Genomic DNA, 17,775 nt, shown 5'->3' with positions numbered 1-17,775 from the left:
GCCGTCGACTCGCCAGAGAAAGCGGATGGTCGGGTACCGGCATCCGCGTTTCTTGGCGACTCGACGGGAGAAGGAGGGGTTAGGAGAAGAGGCGCTGGAGGCGCTGGAGGCCCTCGAGCAGCTGATCGTCACCGAGCGCGTACGACAGGCGCAGGTAGCCCGACGGACCGAAGGCCTCGCCGGGCACGACGGCGACCTCGGCCTGCTCGAGGATCAGGTCGGCGAGCTCGAGGCTCGTGTTCGCCTCGACGCCGCCCCAGGAGCGTCCGAGGAGTCCGGTGACGTCGGGGTAGACGTAGAACGCCCCGAGGGGGTTGGGGACCTCGACGCCGGGGATCCTCGCGAGCTCCTCGACGATGAGCCGGCGCCGACGGTCGAAGGCCAAGCGCATCTCCTCGGCCTCGGTCTGCGGGCCGGTGAGTGCGGCGAGAGCCGCGCGCTGCGCGACGTTGTTGACGTTGGAGCTGAGGTGCGACTGCAGGTTTCCGGCGAGCTTCATGGCGTCGGCGGGGCCGACCATCCAGCCCACGCGCCATCCGGTCATGGCGTAGGTCTTGGCGACGCCGTTGACCAGGATCGTCTGACCCGCGAGCTCGGGTACGGCCTCGACGATCGAGACCGCGCGGGCGCCTTCGTAGACGAGGTTCTGGTAGATCTCGTCGCTGATGACCCAGATGCCGTGCTCGAGAGCCCACTGGCCGATCGCCGCGGTCTCCTCGGGCGTGTACACCGACCCCGTCGGGTTGGAGGGCGAGACGAAGACGAGCACGGTGGTGCGCTCGGTGCGCGCGGCCTCGAGCTGCTCGACGGTGACCTTGTACTCCTGGTCTGCGCCGGCGAAGACCTCGACCGGGATGCCGTCGGCCAGGGCGATCGCTTCGGGATAGGTGGTCCAGTACGGCGCGGGCAGCAGCACCTCGTCGCCGGGGTTCACGACCGTCTGGAAGGCCTGGTACACCGACTGCTTGCCGCCGTTGGTCACGATGACCTGCGAGGGCTGGACCTCGAGGCCCGAGTCGCGCAGCGTCTTGGCGGCGATCGCCTCGCGCAGCACGGGGAGGCCGGCGGCGGGGGTGTACCGGTAGTTGGCCGGGTCGGCGAGGGCGTGCTGAGCGGCCTCGACGATGAACTGCGGCGTCGAGAAATCGGGCTCGCCCGCGGCGTACGAGATGACCGGCCGGCCGGCGGCCTGCAGGGCCTTGGCCTTGGCGTCGACCTTGAGGGTCGCCGACTCGGCGATGGCGGAGAGCTTGCGGGACAGCGGTGCGCGTTCGGTCACCCTTCGAGAGTAGCGGCGTGGTCCACCGAATGGTGGACGGGGATCGACCGGATGACCTCTCCCGCGCCGGCGACGGAACCGGCACGCTGGAGGCATGACCACGAGAGCGAGCGCACCGACCGTCGTGCGCGGCCTGACCAAGAGATACGGCGACGTGACGGCCGTCGACGACGTGAGCTTCGAGGTGCCCGCCGGGGGCGTGTTCGCGTTCCTCGGGACGAACGGGGCCGGCAAGTCCACGACGATCAGCGCTCTCACGACTGTGATCGAGCCGGATGCGGGGCAGCTCGAGGTCGCCGGTCACGACGTGCGCTCCGACGGTGACGCCGTGCGCCGCGCGATCGGCGTCGTCTTCCAGGACTCGCTCCTCGATTCCGCCCTCACCGTGCGCGAGAACCTGACGGTGCGGGCGCGTCCGTACCTCGGCTCGACGGCGGCGATCCGCGACCGCATCGACCGCCTCGCCGAGATCATCGACCTGGGCGAGTTCATCGACCGTCGCTACGGCCGGCTCTCGGGCGGGCAGCGTCGCCGCGCCGACATCGCCCGCGCGCTGCTCCACGACCCGGAGATCGTCTTCCTCGACGAGCCGACGACGGGACTCGATCCCGCGAGCCGGCAGATGGTGTGGCGGACGATCCATGAGCTGCGCGAGCGCGCCGGTCTCACCGTGTTCCTCACGACGCATTACCTCGAGGAGACGGAAGAGGCCGACCAGGTCTGCATCATCGACCGCGGGCGCGTCGTCGCCGACGGCACTCCGGCGCAGCTGCGTGCGCGGTACAGCTCCAGCATCCTGTCGCTCGTCACGGCCGACGGCGACGAGCGCATCGCGGTGGCGGATGCCGCCGAAGCCCGCGGCATCCTCGCCGAACGGGGCGACGCGGTGCTCGACTTCGAGTTCTGTCATGGACGCATGGACGACGTCTTCCTGGCCCTCACCGGACAGGCGGCGGCGGGGGAGACAGCAACAGGGGAGGCGGCGCGATGAAGACCGTGCAGGCGTACGTCGGGCGCAATCTCCGACTGTTCTACCGGGACCCGCTCGGGGTGTTCTTCTCGCTCACCGGCGCCCTGGTGGTGTTCCTCCTCTACGCCCTGTTCCTCGGCCAGATGCAGGTGGACTCGCTCGCCGCGACTCCGGGGTTCGATGCCGACGCCGCCCGCGACTTCGTCGACTCGTGGATGTTCGCCGGGGTCGTGGCCGTCGCCGCCGTCACGACGCCGCTCGGCGCGCTGTCGACGTTCGTCGAGGATGCCGCGTCCGGACGGTTCCGCGACTTCCTCGTCTCGCCGGTGCGCCGCGCGCAGCTCGTGCTCGGTTACCTCGGGTCGGCGTTCATCATCGGTTTGATCACCACGCTGATCGTGCTCGCCGTCGCGCTGGCCTACCTCGGGCTCACCGGGCGGACGCTCCCCGACGCCGGGCAGATCATCCGCATCGTGCTGTGGACCGTGCTCTCGGTGGCCGCCTACACGGCGCTCTGGGCGTTCGTGGTGTCGTTCCTTCGCACGAGCGGGTCGTACTCGGGACTGTCGACCCTCGTGGGAACCCTGACCGGCTTCGTCGCGGGTGCGTACATCCCCGTCGGCTCGTTCCCCGACGCCGTTCGGGATGCCGTCGGCGTGCTCCCGTTCGCGCAGTCGGCGATGCTCGTGCGGCGCGAGTTCGCCGCCGATCCGCTCGATCGCCTCGCGGGCGGGGCGCCGGGCGCGGTCGAGGAGCTCAGCCGCATCTACGGGCTCGACCTGCAGGTGGGGTCGGCGGCGGTGCCGGTCTGGGTCGCGGCGGTCGTGCTCGCTGTCGTGGCCGTGGCGTTCACGGTGCTCGCCGCGGCCCGCATCCGCTCGCGCATCCGCTGAGGGGCAGGATGGGAGCGTGATCAGTCGCAGCTGGGTGGATGTCGCCGTCGGTGTCGTGCTCGCCCTCGGCGTGGGCATCCTCGCAGCCGCGGGAGAGACGGACCGGCTGCCGTGGGCGGTCGCGGGCCTGGTGCTCCTGCTCGCGGCGTATCTGATCGCGCGGCCCTCCGCCGGCGCGGAGGATCCCCGGCGCTTCGCGGTGTTCCTCGCCGTCGTGACGGTCTCGATCGCAGCGATGACGTTCGGCGAGGTCTCGCTCGCGACGATGCAGGTCATCGTGTATCCGCTGGTGTGGATCTTCGCTCCGTTGCGCCGTGATGGTGTCGTGGGATCGCTTTCGGTCGGCGCTGGGATGCTCGTCGGGTATGCCGGCGGCTTCGGTTTCGCTCCCGACGCGCTGCTGGAGGCAGCTGCCGTCGCGGTGCTCTCGGTTGCGTTCTCGATCGCGATGGGGTGGTGGATCTCAGCGATCGCCGCATACGGCACCGAGCGTGCGCGCCTGCTCGACGAGCTCTCCCGGGCGCAGCAGCAGGTCGAGGCGCTCAGCCGCGACAAGGGCGCGGCCGACGAGCGGGAGCATCTGGCCCGCGAGATCCACGACACCCTCGCGCAGACCCTCGCGGGAATCGTCATGCTCGCCGAACAAGCCGGGCGGCGTTCGCGCGCGGGGGATGCAGGCGGCGCCGCGACCGCGGTCGAGCGCCTCGAGGTGGCCGCTCGCGACGCGCTTGGCGAGGCCCGTGCGATCGTCGCGCGCACCGCCGCCGTCCCCGACGACCCCGTGCTCGGCGCTGCGGTGGAGCGGCTCGCCGAACGCTTCCGCGCCGACACCGGGCTCGAGATCTCCGTCGTCGACACGGCTTCCGGGGCCGATCGCGAGACGCAGGTCGTCGCGCTGCGCTGCCTGCAGGAGGCGCTGGCCAACGTGCGCAAGCACGCGGGAGCCGCGCGGATCACGGTGGCGCTCACGCGCGAGGACGACGGCGCCCTGCGACTGGTCGTCGAGGACGACGGGCGCGGGTTCGACGTCTCGTCTCCGCGCACCGGGTACGGTCTCGACGGCATGAGCGAGCGAGTCGCACTCGCCGGGGGGAACCTCGAGATCACGGCCGTCGCGGGTTCGGGGACGACGCTCTCCGTTCGGCTGCCCGGGTCGCCTGTGCCGAGCGCTGGCGCGGCGGTGCGCGCATGATCCGTCTGCTCATCGTCGACGACCACCCGATCGTCCGGGCGGGGCTGGTCGGTCTGCTCGCCGACGAGCCCGGGTTCGAGGTGATCGCGGAGGCCGCCGACGGCGACGAGGCCGTCCGGCTCGCCACCGAGGCGCATCCCGACGTCATCCTCATGGACCTCCGGATGCCGGTGCTCGACGGCGTCGCAGCCACCGCTCGTATCGTGACGGCGCGCGATGGGGCCGCGGGGCCGCGGGTGCTCATCCTCACGACCTACGAGAGCGACGACCAGATCCTCGCCGCCATCGAAGCCGGAGCCAGCGGGTATCTGCTCAAGGCGGCTCCGCGCGAGGAGATCGTGGCGGGGATCCGTTCGGTCGCCGCCGGCCAGTCGGCTCTCTCGCCGGCCGTCGCGGTGCGTCTGGTGGAACGGATGCGGCAGCCCGAGCCGGCGGCATCCGCTCTCACTCCGCGCGAGACCGACGTGCTGCGCCTCGTCGCCGCCGGGCACGGCAACAGGCAGATCGCGGTGCAGCTCGGGATCGGCGAGTCGACCGTCAAGACGCACCTGTTGCGGGTCTACGACAAGCTCGGCGTCGACAGCCGAACCCGCGCCGTGACCCTGGCCCTCGAGCGCGGCCTGCTTCCCTGACCCGAAGCCCCCGTTATGGGGTCGTCACATGCGGGAGCGGGCGCTGTCGTAGCGTGGGAGGGAACGGAAGGAACAGGGCGGGGGAGGGCTGCGGGGATGCGGATGCGGGCGGCTCTGGCCACGGGCTTCGCCACGCTATTGCTTCTGGCGGGGTGCGCGTCGATCCCGCTCGGACCGCCGCCTGTCCGCGAGGTGGCGACCGTGTCCGACACGATGTCGTGCCCGGACCCGATCCTCAACCCGCTTCCCGGCGCCGGTCTCGTCCCTGAGGACTTCGAGGTCATCGCGGTGCTGGAGTGCGCCAACGGCGTGACGCGTAAGGATGCCGACGGCGTCATCGCCGGCAACGAGGTGCGGCGCTACGAGGGCGACCTCACGGAATTCCTCGACGCGATGGCGGCGCCCAGCGATCCTGGGCCGGCAGCGGTCTGCCCCGCCGTGGGGTACGGGTTCCGCGCGATCTGGGCGACCGATGCGGCGGGACGCTTCGTGCCGATGTCGTTCCCCCTGACGGCGTGCGGCGGACCCAAGGAGGACGAACCTCTCGCCGCTCTGGCTCGGCTCGAAGTCGTCGACCGCACGTTCTCGGGGGCGGGGCGCGTCGAACTGCACGAGGCGACGGCGGCCGGCTGCGCGACGCGTGCGGGCGCGCACTGCTCCGAGACGGCATCCCGCTTCGTCGTCGTCCACCCGGACGTCACGGCCGCCGCGGGCGGCGCGCCTCTCACTGTGACCGTCGAGCTCGACGGCTGTCAGCGCATCGTCGGCAGCGACTTCCAGACCCGCCCCGCCCCTCCGTCTCTGATCCCCCTCCTGTCCCCCTGACCTACCCCCAGCCCCGACGGGGGCTAGGGGAGGCGGCTCAGAGGTACTTCGCGTAGGCGGGGAGGGTCAGGAACGCGGGGAACTCGGAGCCGAGCGCGACCTCGCGGAACAGGGCCGCGGCATCGTCGAAGCGGTCGCCGTCGCGGCGCTCGACCTCGGCGATGACGTCGTCGACCAGTTCGTCGACCCAGGCGCGGGTGATCGGCGTGCCGTCATCCGTCGTGCGGTCCTGGTGGATCCACTGCCAGATCTGCGAGCGGCTGATCTCGGCTGTGGCGGCATCCTCCATCAGGTCATCGATCGCGACCGCGCCGATCCCGCGCAGCCAGGCCTCGAGGTAGCGCACGGCGACGGACACGTTCGCGCGCGCACCGGCGGTCGTGATCGGCAGGCCGATGTGGCAGTCGATCAGTTCGGATGCTGCGACCTCGACGTCGTCTCGCTGCCGGTCGAGCTGGTTCGGACGGTCGCCGAGGACGGCGTCGAACTCGGCGCGCGCAACGGGGATGAGGTCGGGGTGCGCGACCCACGTGCCGTCGAAACCGTCGCCGGCCTCGCGACGCTTGTCGGCGGCGACCTTCTCGAACGCGGCGCGCGTGACCTCGGGGTTCCGCCGGTTGGGGATGAAGGCGCTCATTCCGCCGATCGCGTGCGCGCCCCTGCGGTGGCAGGTCTTCACGAGCAGCTCGGTGTACGCGCGCATGAACGGCACCGTCATCGTGACCGCGCTGCGGTCGGGCAGCACGAACCGGGCCCCGCGTCCGCGGTAGTTCTTGATCATCGAGAAGATGTAGTCCCACCGTCCGGCGTTGAGACCCGCGCAGTGGTCGCGGAGAGCGAAGAGGATCTCGTCCATCTCGAACGCCGCCGGCAGCGTCTCGATCAGCACGGTCGCCCGGATGGTGCCGTGGGCCAGTCCGAGCCGGCGCTCCGTGAACGAGAAGACGTCGTCCCACAGCTGCGCCTCGGCGCTGGATTCGAGCTTGGCGAGGTAGAAGTACGGTCCCCGGCCGCTCTCGACGAGCCGGACGGCGTTGTGGAACGCATAGAGCCCGAAGTCGACGAGTGACCCGGAGGCGTCGAGGGTGCGCCCTGTGCGGTCGGTGTAGGCGAGGTGCTTCTCGGTGAGGTGCCAGCCGCGCGGGCGCATGACGATCGTCGGCGTGCGCTCGGCGGTGACGGTGTAGCGCCGCCCATCGGGACCGGTGTGCTCCAGCTCACCGCGGATCGCGTCGCGCAGCGACAGCTGCCCGCCGATGACGTTGCGCCAGGTCGGCGAGGTGGCGTCCTCCTGGTCGGCGAGCCACACGCGGGCGCCTGAATTCAGGGCGTTGATCGTCATCTTGGGATCGGTGGGTCCTGTGATCTCGACGCGGCGGTCCTCGAGGCCCGGGCCCGCACCCGCGACGCGCCACGAGTCGTCCTCGCGGATGTGCGCGGTGTCGCTGCGGAACGATGGGTCGGCCCCGTTGCCGATCTCGAAGCGGCGCCGCATCCGGTCGGCGAGGCGGTCGTGCCGTCGCCCCGCGAAGCGGTCGTGCAGCGCCGTGACGAAGTCGAGCGCGTCGGGCGTGAGGATCTCGTCGAAGCGCGGGTGCATCTCGCCGCGCACCTCGATCGCGGGTTCGTGCGTCTGCACGGGTACGGGCCCCGTCCAGGTGCGCCGCCGGCGCTGAGTCTCTGTGATGGTCATGGTCTCGTCTCCTGTGATCTGTGACGCTCGGGTCAGAACTGGGATGCCTCGGTCGATCCGGCCAGGGCGAGGGTGGCGCTGTCGGGGTTGAGCGCCGTCGAGAGGGCGTCGAAGTAGCCGGTGCCGGCTTCGCGCTGGTGGCGGGTGGCGGTGTAGCCGTGCGCCTCGGCGTCGAACTCCGCCTGTTGCAGCTCGACGTACGCGCTCATTGCACGGTCGGCGTAGCCACGGGCGAGGTCGAACATCGAGTGGTTGAGGGCGTGGAATCCGGCCAGGGTGATGAACTGGAACCGGTAGCCCAGCTCGGCCAGCTCCGCCTGGAACGTCGCGATCTGCGCGTCGCTGAGGTGCCGCTTCCAGTTGAAGCTCGGCGAGCAGTTGTACGCGAGCAGCTTGCCGGGATGCTCCGCGTGGACGGCTGCGGCGAACTCGCGGGCCAGCTCGATGTCGGGCTCGCCGGTCTCGACCCACAGCAGGTCTGCGTAGGGCGCGAACGCGAGGCCGCGCGCGATGACGGGGTCGATCCCGGCGCGGGTGCGGTAGAAGCCCTCGCTCGTGCGCTCGCCGGTGAGGAAGGGGCGGTCGCGCTCGTCGACGTCGCTCGTGATGAGGTCGGCGCCCAGCGCGTCGGTCCGCGCGATCACGATCGCAGGCACGCCCGCGACATCCCCGGCGAGCCGCGCGGCATTGAGCGTGCGGATGTGCTGAGCGGTCGGCACCAGCACCTTGCCGCCGAGGTGGCCGCACTTCTTCTCACTCGCGAGCTGATCCTCCCAGTGCGTGCCGGCGGCACCAGCGGCGATGAGGGATGCCGCGAGCTCGTAGGCGTTCAACGGACCGCCGAACCCCGCCTCGCCGTCGGCGACGATCGGGGCGAGCCAATCGCGGGTGCGGCCGCCCTCGGCGTGCTCGATCTGGTCCTGTCGCAGCAGCGCGTTCGAGATGCGCCGCACGACGGCGGGCACGGAGTTGGCGGGATACAGGCTCTGGTCGGGGTAGGTCTGCCCGGCGAGGTTCGCGTCGGCCGCGACCTGCCAGCCGGACAGGTAGATCGCCTTCAAGCCGGCGCGCACCTGCTGGACGGCCTGGCCGCCCGTGTAGGCCCCGAGGGCGCGGACGTACTCCTCGGTGTGGAGGAGGTTCCACAGCGACTCGGCACCCCGGCGGGCGAGGGTGGCCTCCTCACGGACGGAGCCACGCAGCCGGATGACGTCGTCTGCGCGGTACGTGCGCTCGATGCCGTCCCAGCGGGGGTCGGTCTGCCACAGCTCCTCGAGCTCGGCAGCGGTCTGAACCTGGTCGCCGGGCCGCAGCGGACCCGGAGCGGGAATCGTGGTCATCTCGGTCTCCTTCGTCGGAACGGGCGGCTCTGCCCGTCGTGGAGACCACTGTGGGCGAACTACCGGGCGCAGCACCGCCGGGTTCGAGGAGAAGATCGGCCGATCTTCTGCTTTCGTGACAGAATCCCGCCATGACGCGCAAGGACGCCGTCGCCGCCGCGGGCGTGGCGCTCGACGATGAGGACATGGACGCCTTCACGATCGGCCGGCGCATCCGGCAGATCCGCACCGGACGAGGGATGACCCTCGACGACCTCGCCGCTGCCGTCGGGCGTGCGCCGAGCCAGCTCTCGATGATCGAGAACGGTCGCCGCGAGCCGAAGCTCTCGCTGCTCCGCACGATCGCGCGCGCCCTCGGCACCTCGCTCGATGCGCTCCTCGAGTCCGAGGAGCTGGATCCCCGTGCCGCCCTGGAGATTGAGGTCGCCCGCGCGATGGCGGGGCCGACGTTCCGAAGCGCCGGGATCACGCCGTTCCGCATCCCGCGCGCCGTGCCCGACGAGGTGCTGCGCGCCCTTCTCGCGCTGCAGGGCGAGATCGAGCGGCTGCACGACGAGCGCGCCGCGACCCCCGAGGAGGCGCGGCGCGCCAACGTCGCCCTGCGGCGTCTTATGCGGACGCAGAACAACTACTTCCCCGAGCTCGAGCAGCAGGCGCGGGAGCTGCTGGCGGCGGTCGGGCACCCGGGCGGGCCGCTGACGCAGCGCACCGCGAGCGACATCGCGGGGCATCTCGGCTTCAGCATCCATTACGTCGCGGATCTGCCCCAGACGACCAGAAGCGTCGCCGACCTCGCCCATGGGCGGCTCTACCTGTCGAGCCGCCTCGCTGCCGCGACGTCCGCCGATCCGCGGACCGCCGTGCTGCAGGCGCTGTCGAGCCGCATCCTCGGTCACACCGAGCCGGCCAGCTACGACGAGTTCCTGCGGCAGCGGGTGGAGACCAACTACCTCACCGGTGCCCTGCTGATCCCCGAGGCCGATGCCGCGCCCGCCCTGCGCGAGGCCAAGGAGCGGCGCGCGATTTCCATCGAGGATCTGCGCGACGCGTATTCGGTGACCTACGAGACCGCCGCGCACCGATTCACGAACCTCGCGACGGAGCATTTGGGCATCGCTGTGCACTTCCTCAAGGTTCACGAGTCGGGGACGATCACGAAGGCGTACGAGAACGACGACGTCGACTTCCCGACCGACCGCCTCGGCGCCATCGAGGGGCAGCTGTGCTGCCGGGAGTGGACGAGCCGCGCGGTCTTCGACGTCGATGACCGCTTCAACCCGTACTACCAGTACACCGACACCGGCAACGGGACCTATTGGTGCACGGCTCGCGTCGAGCATTCGAGCGAGGGCGCGCACTCGGTCAGCGTCGGCGTGCGGTTCGATGACACGAAGTGGTTCCTCGGGCGCGACACACCCCATCGCGGGGTGTCACGGCACTCGGTCGACGTGTGCTGCCGACGTGCGCCGGCCGACCTCGAGGAGCGGTGGCGTGCCGCCGCGTGGCCGAACGTGAAGACCCCGCGCACGCTGCTGGCGACTCTGCCGACCGGCGCCTTCCCGGGCGTCGACACGACCGACCTCTACGCGTTCCTGGAGGCACACGCCCCCTCCTGAAGCACCCCGTCGACTCGGGTCAGGGGGCGGCGTTCCACCGGGGGCGGTAGGGGGTGCCGGGGGCGGGCGAGGCAGTGTCGATCGCGGTCAGGACGGCGGCAGCGTCGGCGACGGGGAAGGTCGTCACCAGGCGGATGCCGTCGTCGGTGACACGCGCGTACACGAGCGCGGCGGCACCGGTGGATGCCGACAGCACGGTGAGGTACTCGCCGCCGGCCTCGGACCGCGCCGCCGCGGGGGAGCGGAGCAGGCTCGTCGCCGCGTCCGTCACCCGTTCGAGCAGCGTCGGCCCGTCCGCCCAGGGCGCGAACGCAGCGTCGGCGAGCCCGAACGCGCGGGCGAGCTCGGGGCCGAGCCAGCGTTCGCGCTTCAGGCCGTACGGCGTCGGCGTCAGCGAGAGCAGGTAGCCGTACACGTGAAGGAGGCCCGCGTTCCCGACCGGCCAGGCACTCGGCTCGCCGGCGAGGTCGTGCAGCCGGTCGAAGACCGCACGGTCGAGCACGGGCGCACCGACGTTCTCGTCGACGATGGTCGACCGCGACCAGCGTGCGAAGCGACCGGATGCCGCATCCTGGGCTATCGATCGCGAGAGCCAGGGCACCGCGTCGAACGCCTGCCCGGCGTCGCCGCGCGCGGCGGTCGCGGCCGCCGCATCGAGTCGTCGGATCTCGTTCATCCGCAGTTCATCGACTGTGGGATTTGTGTCCACGTGTGCACCTAACGATGGACGAAGCGTCCACTCAGAAAGTCCGATCCGTGCCGAACCCTGCTCTCATCATCTTCGATTTCGACGGAACCGTCGCCCTCGGCGACGGGCCGGTGCTCGCCTACGCGCGTGCTGCCGCCGCTGCCTCCGGCGAGCCCGACCGGTTCCTCGCCCGGGTCGACGACGGACTGCGTGGCCGACCCGCCGGGGCCGGGGCGCCCCTCGACGCGTACGACGTGATCCGCCTCGTCGCCGAGGATGCGGGGGTCGGCGCCGAGGCGCTGTCGCGTGCCTACCTCGACAGCCGCGCACTGCTGGGCACCGATCTCGCTCCCGTCGAGGCGCCGGTCGGGCTCGCCGCGGTCGCCGAACGCCTGCCGGCCGAGTGCGTCCTCGTCACCAATGCCCCGGCGACCCGCGTCGCGGAGACCCTCGACGCGCTCGGGCTCGGCGACGCCTTCGCGCGCATCGTCACCGACGCGGGCAAGCCCGCCGGACTCGAACGGCTGCTCGACGCGCCCGAGGTCCGTGACCGCCGGGTGCTCGCGGTCGGCGACATCTGGCGCAACGACCTCGAGCCCGCGCACCGGCGCGGACACGACACCGCGCTCGTCGGTCCGTGGACGGATGCCGCGGCATCCCCGACCTTCCACGCCGACACGCTCACCGAACTGCTGCCGCGCATCGAAGCGTGGGCCGCGGCATCCGCCCCCTGACTCCGTACACCTCTCACACCACTCCTTTCCCACCCCTCACCCGAAGGACATCCACTCATGCGCACCACCCGACTTCTCGCCGCGGCCGCCGTCAGCGCCATCGCCGCCATCACCCTCGCCGGCTGCGCGGGCTCGCCCGCCGCCGGTGACACCCCTGAGGCCGCCGCCGACCCGACGTCGCTCGTGCTCGCGCTCGTCCCCTCGCAGGACCAGAACGGGCTCGTCGAGACCGCGGCTCCGCTCACCGACTACCTGAGCGACGAGCTCGGCATCGAGGTCACCGGTGTGGTCTCGAAGGACTATCAGGCCGCCGTCGAGGCGATGGGCGCCGGCCAGGCGCAGATCGGCTTCCTCCCGTCGCTGCAGCTGTGGCAGGCCAACGACATGTACGGCGCTGACGTCGTGCTGCAGACCGAGCGCAACGGCAACATCAGCTACCCCGCGCAGTTCATGACGAACAACCCCGACAAGTACTGCGACGACGCTCCCGTCGAGCGCGACGGGATGCTCTTCTGCAACGGCGCCGACGCGATGACGGGTCCCGCGGGCCTCGACTCGATCACCAAGGTGAAGGGCGCGAAGGTCGCCGTGCTCGGACCCGGGTCGCCCGCCGGCTACATCTACCCGATCCTCGCGCTGCAGGAGGCCGGGCTCGACACCGACAGCGACATCGATCAGCTGCCCGTGACCGCGAACGACGCGTCCGTGCTCGCCGTGTACAACGGTGACGCCGAAGTCGGGTTCAGCTTCTGGGACGCGCGCACGATCGTGAAGAAGGACACCCCGGACGTCGGGCAGAAGGTCGTCGTGTTCGCGATGACCGAGGAGATCCCGAACGACGGTGTCGCGCTGAGCTCGGACCTCTCGCCCGAGCTGCGCGAGCGCATCGCGACCGCGCTGGAGGACTTCTCGAACACCGCCGAGGGCTCGGAGGTGCTGCAGAGCATCTACTCGATCACGAAGCTCGCACCCGCCGACGCCTCGTCGCTCGACGTCGTCGCACGCGCCGCGCAGGCGCTCGGACTGCAGTGACCGACACCACTGCACGCGATGCCGGGGCCGCGGCCCCGGCATCGCCGTCGGGCATCCGGCTGCACGACGTCACGGTGCGCTACCCGAACGGCACTCTCGGCCTGCGCGGGGTCTCGCTCGAGATCGGTGCGGGCGAGATGGTCGCCGTCGTCGGGCTGTCGGGATCGGGCAAGTCGACCCTCATCCGCACGATCAACGGCCTCGTCCCCGTGACCTCGGGCGTGCTCGAGGTCGGCGGCGTGCGCGTCGACACGGCGCGTGGGCGCGAGCTGCGTCGCCTGCGCGGCGACATCGGCATGGTGTTCCAGGGCTTCAACCTCGCCGGTCGCACGAGCGTGCTCAACAACGTCCTGGTCGGTCGCCTCGCCCATACCCCGGTGTGGCGCACCCTGCTGGGCGCCTACCGGTCCGACGACCGCCGCCTCGCCTTCGAGGCGCTCGAGCGCGTGGGGATGCTGCCGCGGGTCTGGGATCGCGCCGCCGCTCTCTCGGGAGGTCAGCAGCAGCGCGTCGCGATCGCCCGCGCCCTCGCGCAGCAGCCGCGCATCGTCCTGGCCGACGAGCCGGTCGCGAGCCTCGATCCGCCCACGGCGCACGGGGTCATGAAAGACCTCCAGCGCATCAACACCGAGCTCGGCATCACGGTGCTGGTGAACCTGCACCTGCTCGACCTGGCGCGCACCTACGGCGTGCGACTGATCGGGATGCGGGCGGGCGAGGTCGTCTACGACGGCCCGGCAGCGGATGCCTCCGACGCGGACTTCGCCGGCATCTACGGGCGATCGCTGACGGCCGAGGACCGGCTCGACGCATGAGCGCGCCCGCACTCGTCGTCCCGCCGCGACCCCGCGGACGTGCGGTGCCGTGGCTGGTCGCGGGGATCGTCACCGCGATCACGGTGGTCACCTGCCTCCCCGGCATCGGCGTCGGCCTCGACCTGTCGGGCATCGCGCGCAACTGGCAGCACGGCGCCGACAAGGTGCTCGGGTTGCTGCAGCCGGACTGGACGTTCTTCCCGCGGACCGTCGCCCCGCTGCTGGAGACGCTCCAGATGGCGGTGATCGGCACCGCGGTGGGGGCCGCGCTCTCGCTGCCGCTGAGTCTGTGGGCGGCTCGGCCGACCAACCCGCGCCCGGTGCTGCGGGGTGCGGTCCGCGCGATGCTCAACATCGTCCGGAGCGTTCCCGACCTGCTGTCGGCGGCGATCCTGGTGGCGATGGTCGGGGTCGGCGCGCTGCCCGGCATCCTCGCCCTCGTGATCTTCAACGTCGGCATCATCGTGAAGCTGGTCTCCGAGCAGATCGACGCGATGGACACGGGGCCCCTCGAAGCGGGCCGCGCCGCGGGCGGGACGCAGCTTCAGATCAATCGTGCCCTCGCCCTGCCCGACACCTGGCCCGCGTTCGCGGCGCAGACGCTGTACGTCCTCGAGCTCAACGTCCGCGCGTCGACCGTCCTGGGGCTCGTCGGCGCCGGCGGCATGGGCCTCATCATCGACGCCGTGCGCACCTTCTACCGGTACGACCAGCTGTCGCTCATCATCCTGGAGATCCTCGTCGTCGTGCTCGTCATCGACGCCGCCAGCTCCGCCCTGCGACGGAGGCTCGCATGACCGCTCCCGTTCTCGCCGATCCGCGACGCACGTCAGCGCCGGCCGTGCCCTCCCGCCCGCGTCGACGGGTGCGCACCGTGGTCGCCGCCGCCGTGACGATCGTCGTCATCCTGGCCTTCTGGTCGGTGGACATCACCTGGTCGCGGCTGGCTGACCTGCCCGCCGAGCTCGTGCGCTACGGCTGGCTCATGTTCTCGTCGCCGACGTGGGAGAAGCTGCCGGACGCTCTGTGGCAGACCTGGCAGAGCGTTCAGATGGCGTGGGTCGGGACCGTGCTCGGGGTCATCGTGGCCACACCGCTCAGCCTGGTGGCGGCCCGAGGGTTCGGTCCGGCATGGCTGCGCTCGATCCTGCGGTTCGTGTTCTCGACGATTCGCGCCGTTCCCGAGATCATCTTCGCGATCATCATCCTCTCGATGACCGGGCTCACGCCGCTCACGGGGGCGCTCGCCCTCGCGGTGAACGGCATCGGCACCCTCGGCAAGTGGGGGTACGAAGCCGTTGAAGCCGTCCCCGCCGGACCCATCGAAGCGGCGCGCGCGGCCGGGGGCAGCCCGGCGCAGGTGCTGCGATGGGGCGTGTGGCCGCAAGCGACCCCGGTGTTCCTGTCGTTCTGGCTCTACCGCTTCGAGATCAACGTGCGCTCGTCGGCTGTCCTCGGGCTCATCGGAGTCGGCGGGATCGGCGACATGCTGACGACCTACACCCAGTACCGTGAGTGGTCGACGGTGGGGATGCTGCTGATCGTCGTGATCGTCGTCACGATGACGATCGACGGCATCTCGGGCCGCATCCGCCGACGGATCATGGAGGGCGCACGTGTCCGGTAACGCTCCGCCGACCGTGCGCATCCAGGCGCTCCGCAACGGGCTGCAGCCGACCGAGCGCCGCGTCGCGGACGTGATCCTCGACGCGCCCGAGGTCGTGGTCGAACTCACCGCGCAGCAGCTGGCCGACCGTGCGGGCGTCGCGCGTTCGTCGGTGGTCCGCGCCTGTCAGACGTTCGGGTTCCGCGGCTATCCGCAGCTGCGGGTCGCGCTCGCCGCCGAACTCGGAGCGGCCGCGCCGGCGCCATCCGACCACGGCGACGGGGCGCTCGGGCGCGTGCGCAGGTCGATCGATCGAGCCGCGGCGTCGCTGCCGGCGTCGACGAGCCTGCTCGAGGCTGACGAGGTCGAGCGAGCGGTGACGGCTGTGGTCGGCGCCGGCAGGCTGCTGGTCGTCGCCAACGGACTCTCGTCGCCGGTCGCGAGCGATCTCGCGATGCGCCTGACCGCCGTGGGGCGGCCCGCCGAGGTGATCGCCGACGTCATTGCGCAGCAGATCTCCGCTCGGCAGCTCGGCAGTCGTGACGTCTGCATCGTCGTGAGCGGCTCGGGCGCGAACGAGGCGAGTCTGCGGGCCGCGGCGGCGGCCGCGACCGGGGGAGCCGTCGTCATCGCGATCACCTCGTTCGCGGCATCCCCGCTCGTCGAACGAGCCACGCACGCGCTCGTCATCGCGCCGGCGGGGACGAGCTTCCGCGATGAGCTCGAGCACACGTCGCGGGCCGCGCACGCGCTGTTCGTCGAGGCTCTCGCCGACGAGGTGGCCGCGCGCCTGCCCGGCGGCGCGAGCGCCGTGCGCGCGCAGGTGCTCGAGGTCCTCTCCGACAATCTCGGGGCTTGAGCACGGGGTCAGGGGGAGAGGCGGAGGGCCGTCCAGACGGCGGCGCGGTCGGCGAAGCTCGACAGGTCGCGGCCGAGCAGGCGCTGGGCCAGGGCGATGCGCGTGCGGACGGTGTGTCGATGCACGCCGAGGGCGCGCGCCGTCGACTCGTGAGCGCCGTCGTGGTCGAGCCAGGCGACGAGCGTCGCCTCGAGCGCCGTGCCGTGACGTGCATCGTGGGTGCGTAGCGGGGTGAGCTCGGCTCCGGCGCGGGCGCGAGCGGGCGCCGTCGCGAGATCGTCGAGCAGGTCGCCTGGAGCATCGACGACATCGGTGACGGCACCCGGACGCCCGCGGTCGCGCGCGAGCCGGGCCCGGTCGCGGGCCGCCGTCACGTCGTCGTCGGTCGTGGCCGCCGCGGTCCCGAGTCGCCACGACAGCCGCGCGGCGATCTCGTCGAGCAGGTGCCGTTCGTTCGTCCCGACGATGAGGAGCACGCCGTCCTCGTCGCGACCGTAGAACAGCCGGCCGCCTGCGGCGTGATTGTCGAGCACTTCGCGCGCGCCGGTCGGCGCGTGCGCATCCGCCACCGCGACGACGTAGGGCGCGGCGGGGAAGCCGCCCCAGGCATCGGTCGCCACCTTCCGTGCGAGGGCGAGGTGCCCGTCGGCGAGGAGGTCGACGAGCGCAGCGCGCAGCCCGCTCCACGCGCCCGCGGTCATCCGGCGCTGCTCGAGAGCGAGGCCCGTCGTCGCGACGACGGCGGTGACGACGGCGCGGGCGTCCTGGTCGAGTTCGGCGCAGGCAGTGACGAGGACGCCGCGCTGCCCCCCCGAGCCGAGCGTCTGCAGCGTCACCGGATGGCCCGCCAACCGCATCGCCGCGCCAGTTCCCCCTCCCCGTCGCAGCAGTGCCGCAGCCTCTGCTCCGACGGCCCCGCGCAGATCGCCGTCGACCGCGGACCCGGCGGAGGAGTGCTCGTGCGTCAGCGTCCCCGAGGCGTCGTAGAGGCCGACCCACGCGCCGAGCTGGCGCGCGAGCTCGGCCAGCGTCGCGTCGAACCCGTCGGGCCGCAGGGCGGCGATCGCGAGGGCGCGCTGCGCGTCCAGCGCCCAGCTGCGCCGAGCGTACGCCTGCGCGGCGATGGCTTCCGCGGCGGCTCGGGCGACGGCGATGAACGGGGTCCGATACGGCACCTCGAACAGCGGCATGCCTGCCGTCGTGCAGGCGAGCCGGAGGGAATCGGGGATGCCGTCGCGGACCACCGCCGTGCCGAAGCCGAGCCCGCGGACACCGCGCGCCCGCAGGCGGCTGACATAGGCCTCCACCTCCGCATCCGCATCGGAGTCCCCGGCGAACTGGGTGCCCGTCGTGAGCAGGACGACGTCCTCCGAGAGGAAGGGGGTGGGGTCGGCAAGATCGGAGCTGTGCACCCAGCGCACCGGCGCGTCGAGGTTGGCGTCGTCGGCAGGCGTCGCGAGGCGCAGATCGAGTTCACGCCGGGCCAGCAGGGCGCGGATCGTCGGTGACGGGGGAGCGGCGGCGGGCATCGGCATCCTGTACGTGCTGGCGATAAGAGGTGGCATCACTGTACAACCCGGTGAATGCGGGTTGCGCGATGC

17 protein-coding genes are annotated in these 17,775 nt (G+C 71.7%); 12 read left to right on the top strand and 5 right to left on the bottom strand.

Annotation, left to right across the window (positions count from 1 at the left end; all coding sequences use genetic code 11):
• Positions 1 to 79: 79 nt before the first annotated feature.
• A complete protein-coding gene (locus ACI2K6_RS05400) occupies positions 80 to 1,279 on the bottom strand; it encodes a pyridoxal phosphate-dependent aminotransferase (protein ID WP_404568228.1) in 1,200 nt (399 codons plus the stop codon).
• Between the two features lie 94 nt (positions 1,280 to 1,373).
• Between ACI2K6_RS05400 and ACI2K6_RS05395 the strand changes: the two genes are divergently transcribed.
• The 5 genes from ACI2K6_RS05395 (at position 1,374) to ACI2K6_RS05375 (ending at position 5,791) form a co-directional block, all read left to right on the top strand.
• Positions 1,374 to 2,270 (top strand): ABC transporter ATP-binding protein, encoded by an 897-nt coding sequence (locus ACI2K6_RS05395; RefSeq protein WP_404568227.1) that lies wholly within the window; start codon positions 1,374 to 1,376, stop codon positions 2,268 to 2,270.
• Entirely contained in the window at positions 2,267 to 3,142 is an 876-nt protein-coding gene (locus ACI2K6_RS05390) for an ABC transporter permease (RefSeq protein ID WP_404568226.1), read from the top strand. The genes ACI2K6_RS05395 and ACI2K6_RS05390 overlap by 4 nt, the downstream gene beginning before the upstream one ends.
• Positions 3,143 to 3,158: 16 nt before the next feature.
• Positions 3,159 to 4,334 carry a sensor histidine kinase gene (locus ACI2K6_RS05385; RefSeq protein ID WP_404568225.1) on the top strand — a complete coding sequence of 392 codons (1,176 nt, stop codon included), beginning with the start codon at positions 3,159 to 3,161 and terminating at the stop codon, positions 4,332 to 4,334.
• Entirely contained in the window at positions 4,331 to 4,966 is a 636-nt protein-coding gene (locus tag ACI2K6_RS05380; RefSeq protein ID WP_404568224.1) for a response regulator, read from the top strand. Before ACI2K6_RS05385 ends, ACI2K6_RS05380 begins: the two co-directional genes overlap by 4 nt.
• Before the next feature lie 201 nt (positions 4,967 to 5,167).
• Positions 5,168 to 5,791: a hypothetical protein gene (locus ACI2K6_RS05375; protein ID WP_404568223.1), complete on the top strand. Its 624-nt coding sequence runs from the start codon at positions 5,168 to 5,170 to the stop codon at positions 5,789 to 5,791.
• A gap of 37 nt (positions 5,792 to 5,828) precedes the next feature.
• Here ACI2K6_RS05375 and aceB read toward each other — a convergent pair whose 3' ends face one another.
• Both aceB and aceA read right to left on the bottom strand, forming a co-directional pair.
• Positions 5,829 to 7,484 (bottom strand): malate synthase A, encoded by a 1,656-nt coding sequence (gene aceB, locus ACI2K6_RS05370; RefSeq protein ID WP_337994956.1) that lies wholly within the window; start codon positions 7,482 to 7,484, stop codon positions 5,829 to 5,831.
• Positions 7,485 to 7,516: 32 nt separating this feature from the next.
• Complete coding sequence (aceA, locus tag ACI2K6_RS05365) at positions 7,517 to 8,824, bottom strand: isocitrate lyase (RefSeq protein WP_114588110.1); 1,308 nt, start codon at positions 8,822 to 8,824, stop codon at positions 7,517 to 7,519.
• Positions 8,825 to 9,009: 185 nt separating this feature from the next.
• Between aceA and ACI2K6_RS05360 the strand changes: the two genes are divergently transcribed.
• Positions 9,010 to 10,440, top strand: a complete 1,431-nt coding sequence (locus ACI2K6_RS05360; protein WP_114588209.1) for a helix-turn-helix domain-containing protein — start codon at positions 9,010 to 9,012, stop codon at positions 10,438 to 10,440.
• Between the two features lie 19 nt (positions 10,441 to 10,459).
• Here the strand turns inward: ACI2K6_RS05360 and ACI2K6_RS05355 are convergent, their stop codons facing one another.
• Positions 10,460 to 11,116, bottom strand: coding sequence for an amino acid deaminase (locus ACI2K6_RS05355; protein ID WP_404568222.1), 657 nt, complete (start codon positions 11,114 to 11,116; stop codon positions 10,460 to 10,462).
• An 80-nt stretch (positions 11,117 to 11,196) separates the two neighbouring features.
• On the opposite strand from ACI2K6_RS05355, the gene ACI2K6_RS05350 reads away from it, so the two are divergent.
• Genes ACI2K6_RS05350 through ACI2K6_RS05325 form a run of 6 tightly spaced genes read left to right on the top strand, consistent with a single transcriptional unit; the run spans position 11,197 to position 16,174 of the window.
• Complete coding sequence (locus ACI2K6_RS05350; RefSeq protein WP_323987321.1) at positions 11,197 to 11,862, top strand: HAD family hydrolase; 666 nt, start codon at positions 11,197 to 11,199, stop codon at positions 11,860 to 11,862.
• A gap of 57 nt (positions 11,863 to 11,919) precedes the next feature.
• Entirely contained in the window at positions 11,920 to 12,894 is a 975-nt protein-coding gene (phnD, locus tag ACI2K6_RS05345) for a phosphate/phosphite/phosphonate ABC transporter substrate-binding protein (RefSeq protein ID WP_112616840.1), read from the top strand.
• Entirely contained in the window at positions 12,891 to 13,709 is an 819-nt protein-coding gene (gene phnC, locus ACI2K6_RS05340; RefSeq protein ID WP_112616842.1) for a phosphonate ABC transporter ATP-binding protein, read from the top strand. The genes phnD and phnC overlap by 4 nt, the downstream gene beginning before the upstream one ends.
• Positions 13,706 to 14,506 (top strand): phosphonate ABC transporter, permease protein PhnE, encoded by an 801-nt coding sequence (gene phnE, locus ACI2K6_RS05335; protein WP_114588108.1) that lies wholly within the window; start codon positions 13,706 to 13,708, stop codon positions 14,504 to 14,506. Before phnC ends, phnE (ACI2K6_RS05335) begins: the two co-directional genes overlap by 4 nt.
• A complete protein-coding gene (phnE, locus tag ACI2K6_RS05330; protein WP_112616846.1) occupies positions 14,503 to 15,336 on the top strand; it encodes a phosphonate ABC transporter, permease protein PhnE in 834 nt (277 codons plus the stop codon). Before phnE (ACI2K6_RS05335) ends, phnE (ACI2K6_RS05330) begins: the two co-directional genes overlap by 4 nt.
• Positions 15,326 to 16,174 (top strand): MurR/RpiR family transcriptional regulator, encoded by an 849-nt coding sequence (locus tag ACI2K6_RS05325; RefSeq protein ID WP_114588107.1) that lies wholly within the window; start codon positions 15,326 to 15,328, stop codon positions 16,172 to 16,174. Before phnE (ACI2K6_RS05330) ends, ACI2K6_RS05325 begins: the two co-directional genes overlap by 11 nt.
• 8 nt (positions 16,175 to 16,182) lie before the next feature.
• On the opposite strand, the gene ACI2K6_RS05320 is transcribed toward ACI2K6_RS05325, so the two are convergent.
• On the bottom strand, positions 16,183 to 17,703 hold the full coding sequence (locus tag ACI2K6_RS05320; RefSeq protein ID WP_404568221.1) for a PucR family transcriptional regulator ligand-binding domain-containing protein: 1,521 nt from the start codon (positions 17,701 to 17,703) through the stop codon (positions 16,183 to 16,185).
• Between the last annotated feature and the right edge of the window lie 72 nt (positions 17,704 to 17,775).

Source organism: Microbacterium sp. NPDC006705 (assembly GCF_044903545.1).
Taxonomy (GTDB): Bacteria; Actinomycetota; Actinomycetes; order Actinomycetales; family Microbacteriaceae; genus Microbacterium; species Microbacterium plantarum.
Note: the sequence above shows the minus strand (reverse complement) of the source record. Positions and strands in the feature narration are given on the sequence as shown.

Coding starts and splice junctions, on each gene's coding strand:
- ACI2K6_RS05395 (WP_404568227.1), top strand. CDS start 1,374: ATGACCACGAGAGCGAGCGCACCGACCGTCGTGCGCGGCCTGACCAAG.
- ACI2K6_RS05390 (WP_404568226.1), top strand. CDS start 2,267: ATGAAGACCGTGCAGGCGTACGTCGGGCGCAATCTCCGACTGTTCTAC.
- ACI2K6_RS05380 (WP_404568224.1), top strand. CDS start 4,331: ATGATCCGTCTGCTCATCGTCGACGACCACCCGATCGTCCGGGCGGGG.
- aceB (WP_337994956.1), bottom strand. CDS start 7,484: ATGACCATCACAGAGACTCAGCGCCGGCGGCGCACCTGGACGGGGCCC.
- aceA (WP_114588110.1), bottom strand. CDS start 8,824: ATGACCACGATTCCCGCTCCGGGTCCGCTGCGGCCCGGCGACCAGGTT.
- ACI2K6_RS05360 (WP_114588209.1), top strand. CDS start 9,010: ATGGACGCCTTCACGATCGGCCGGCGCATCCGGCAGATCCGCACCGGA.
- ACI2K6_RS05355 (WP_404568222.1), bottom strand. CDS start 11,116: ATGAACGAGATCCGACGACTCGATGCGGCGGCCGCGACCGCCGCGCGC.
- phnD (WP_112616840.1), top strand. CDS start 11,920: ATGCGCACCACCCGACTTCTCGCCGCGGCCGCCGTCAGCGCCATCGCC.
- phnE (WP_114588108.1), top strand. CDS start 13,706: ATGAGCGCGCCCGCACTCGTCGTCCCGCCGCGACCCCGCGGACGTGCG.
- phnE (WP_112616846.1), top strand. CDS start 14,503: ATGACCGCTCCCGTTCTCGCCGATCCGCGACGCACGTCAGCGCCGGCC.
- ACI2K6_RS05320 (WP_404568221.1), bottom strand. CDS start 17,703: ATGCCCGCCGCCGCTCCCCCGTCACCGACGATCCGCGCCCTGCTGGCC.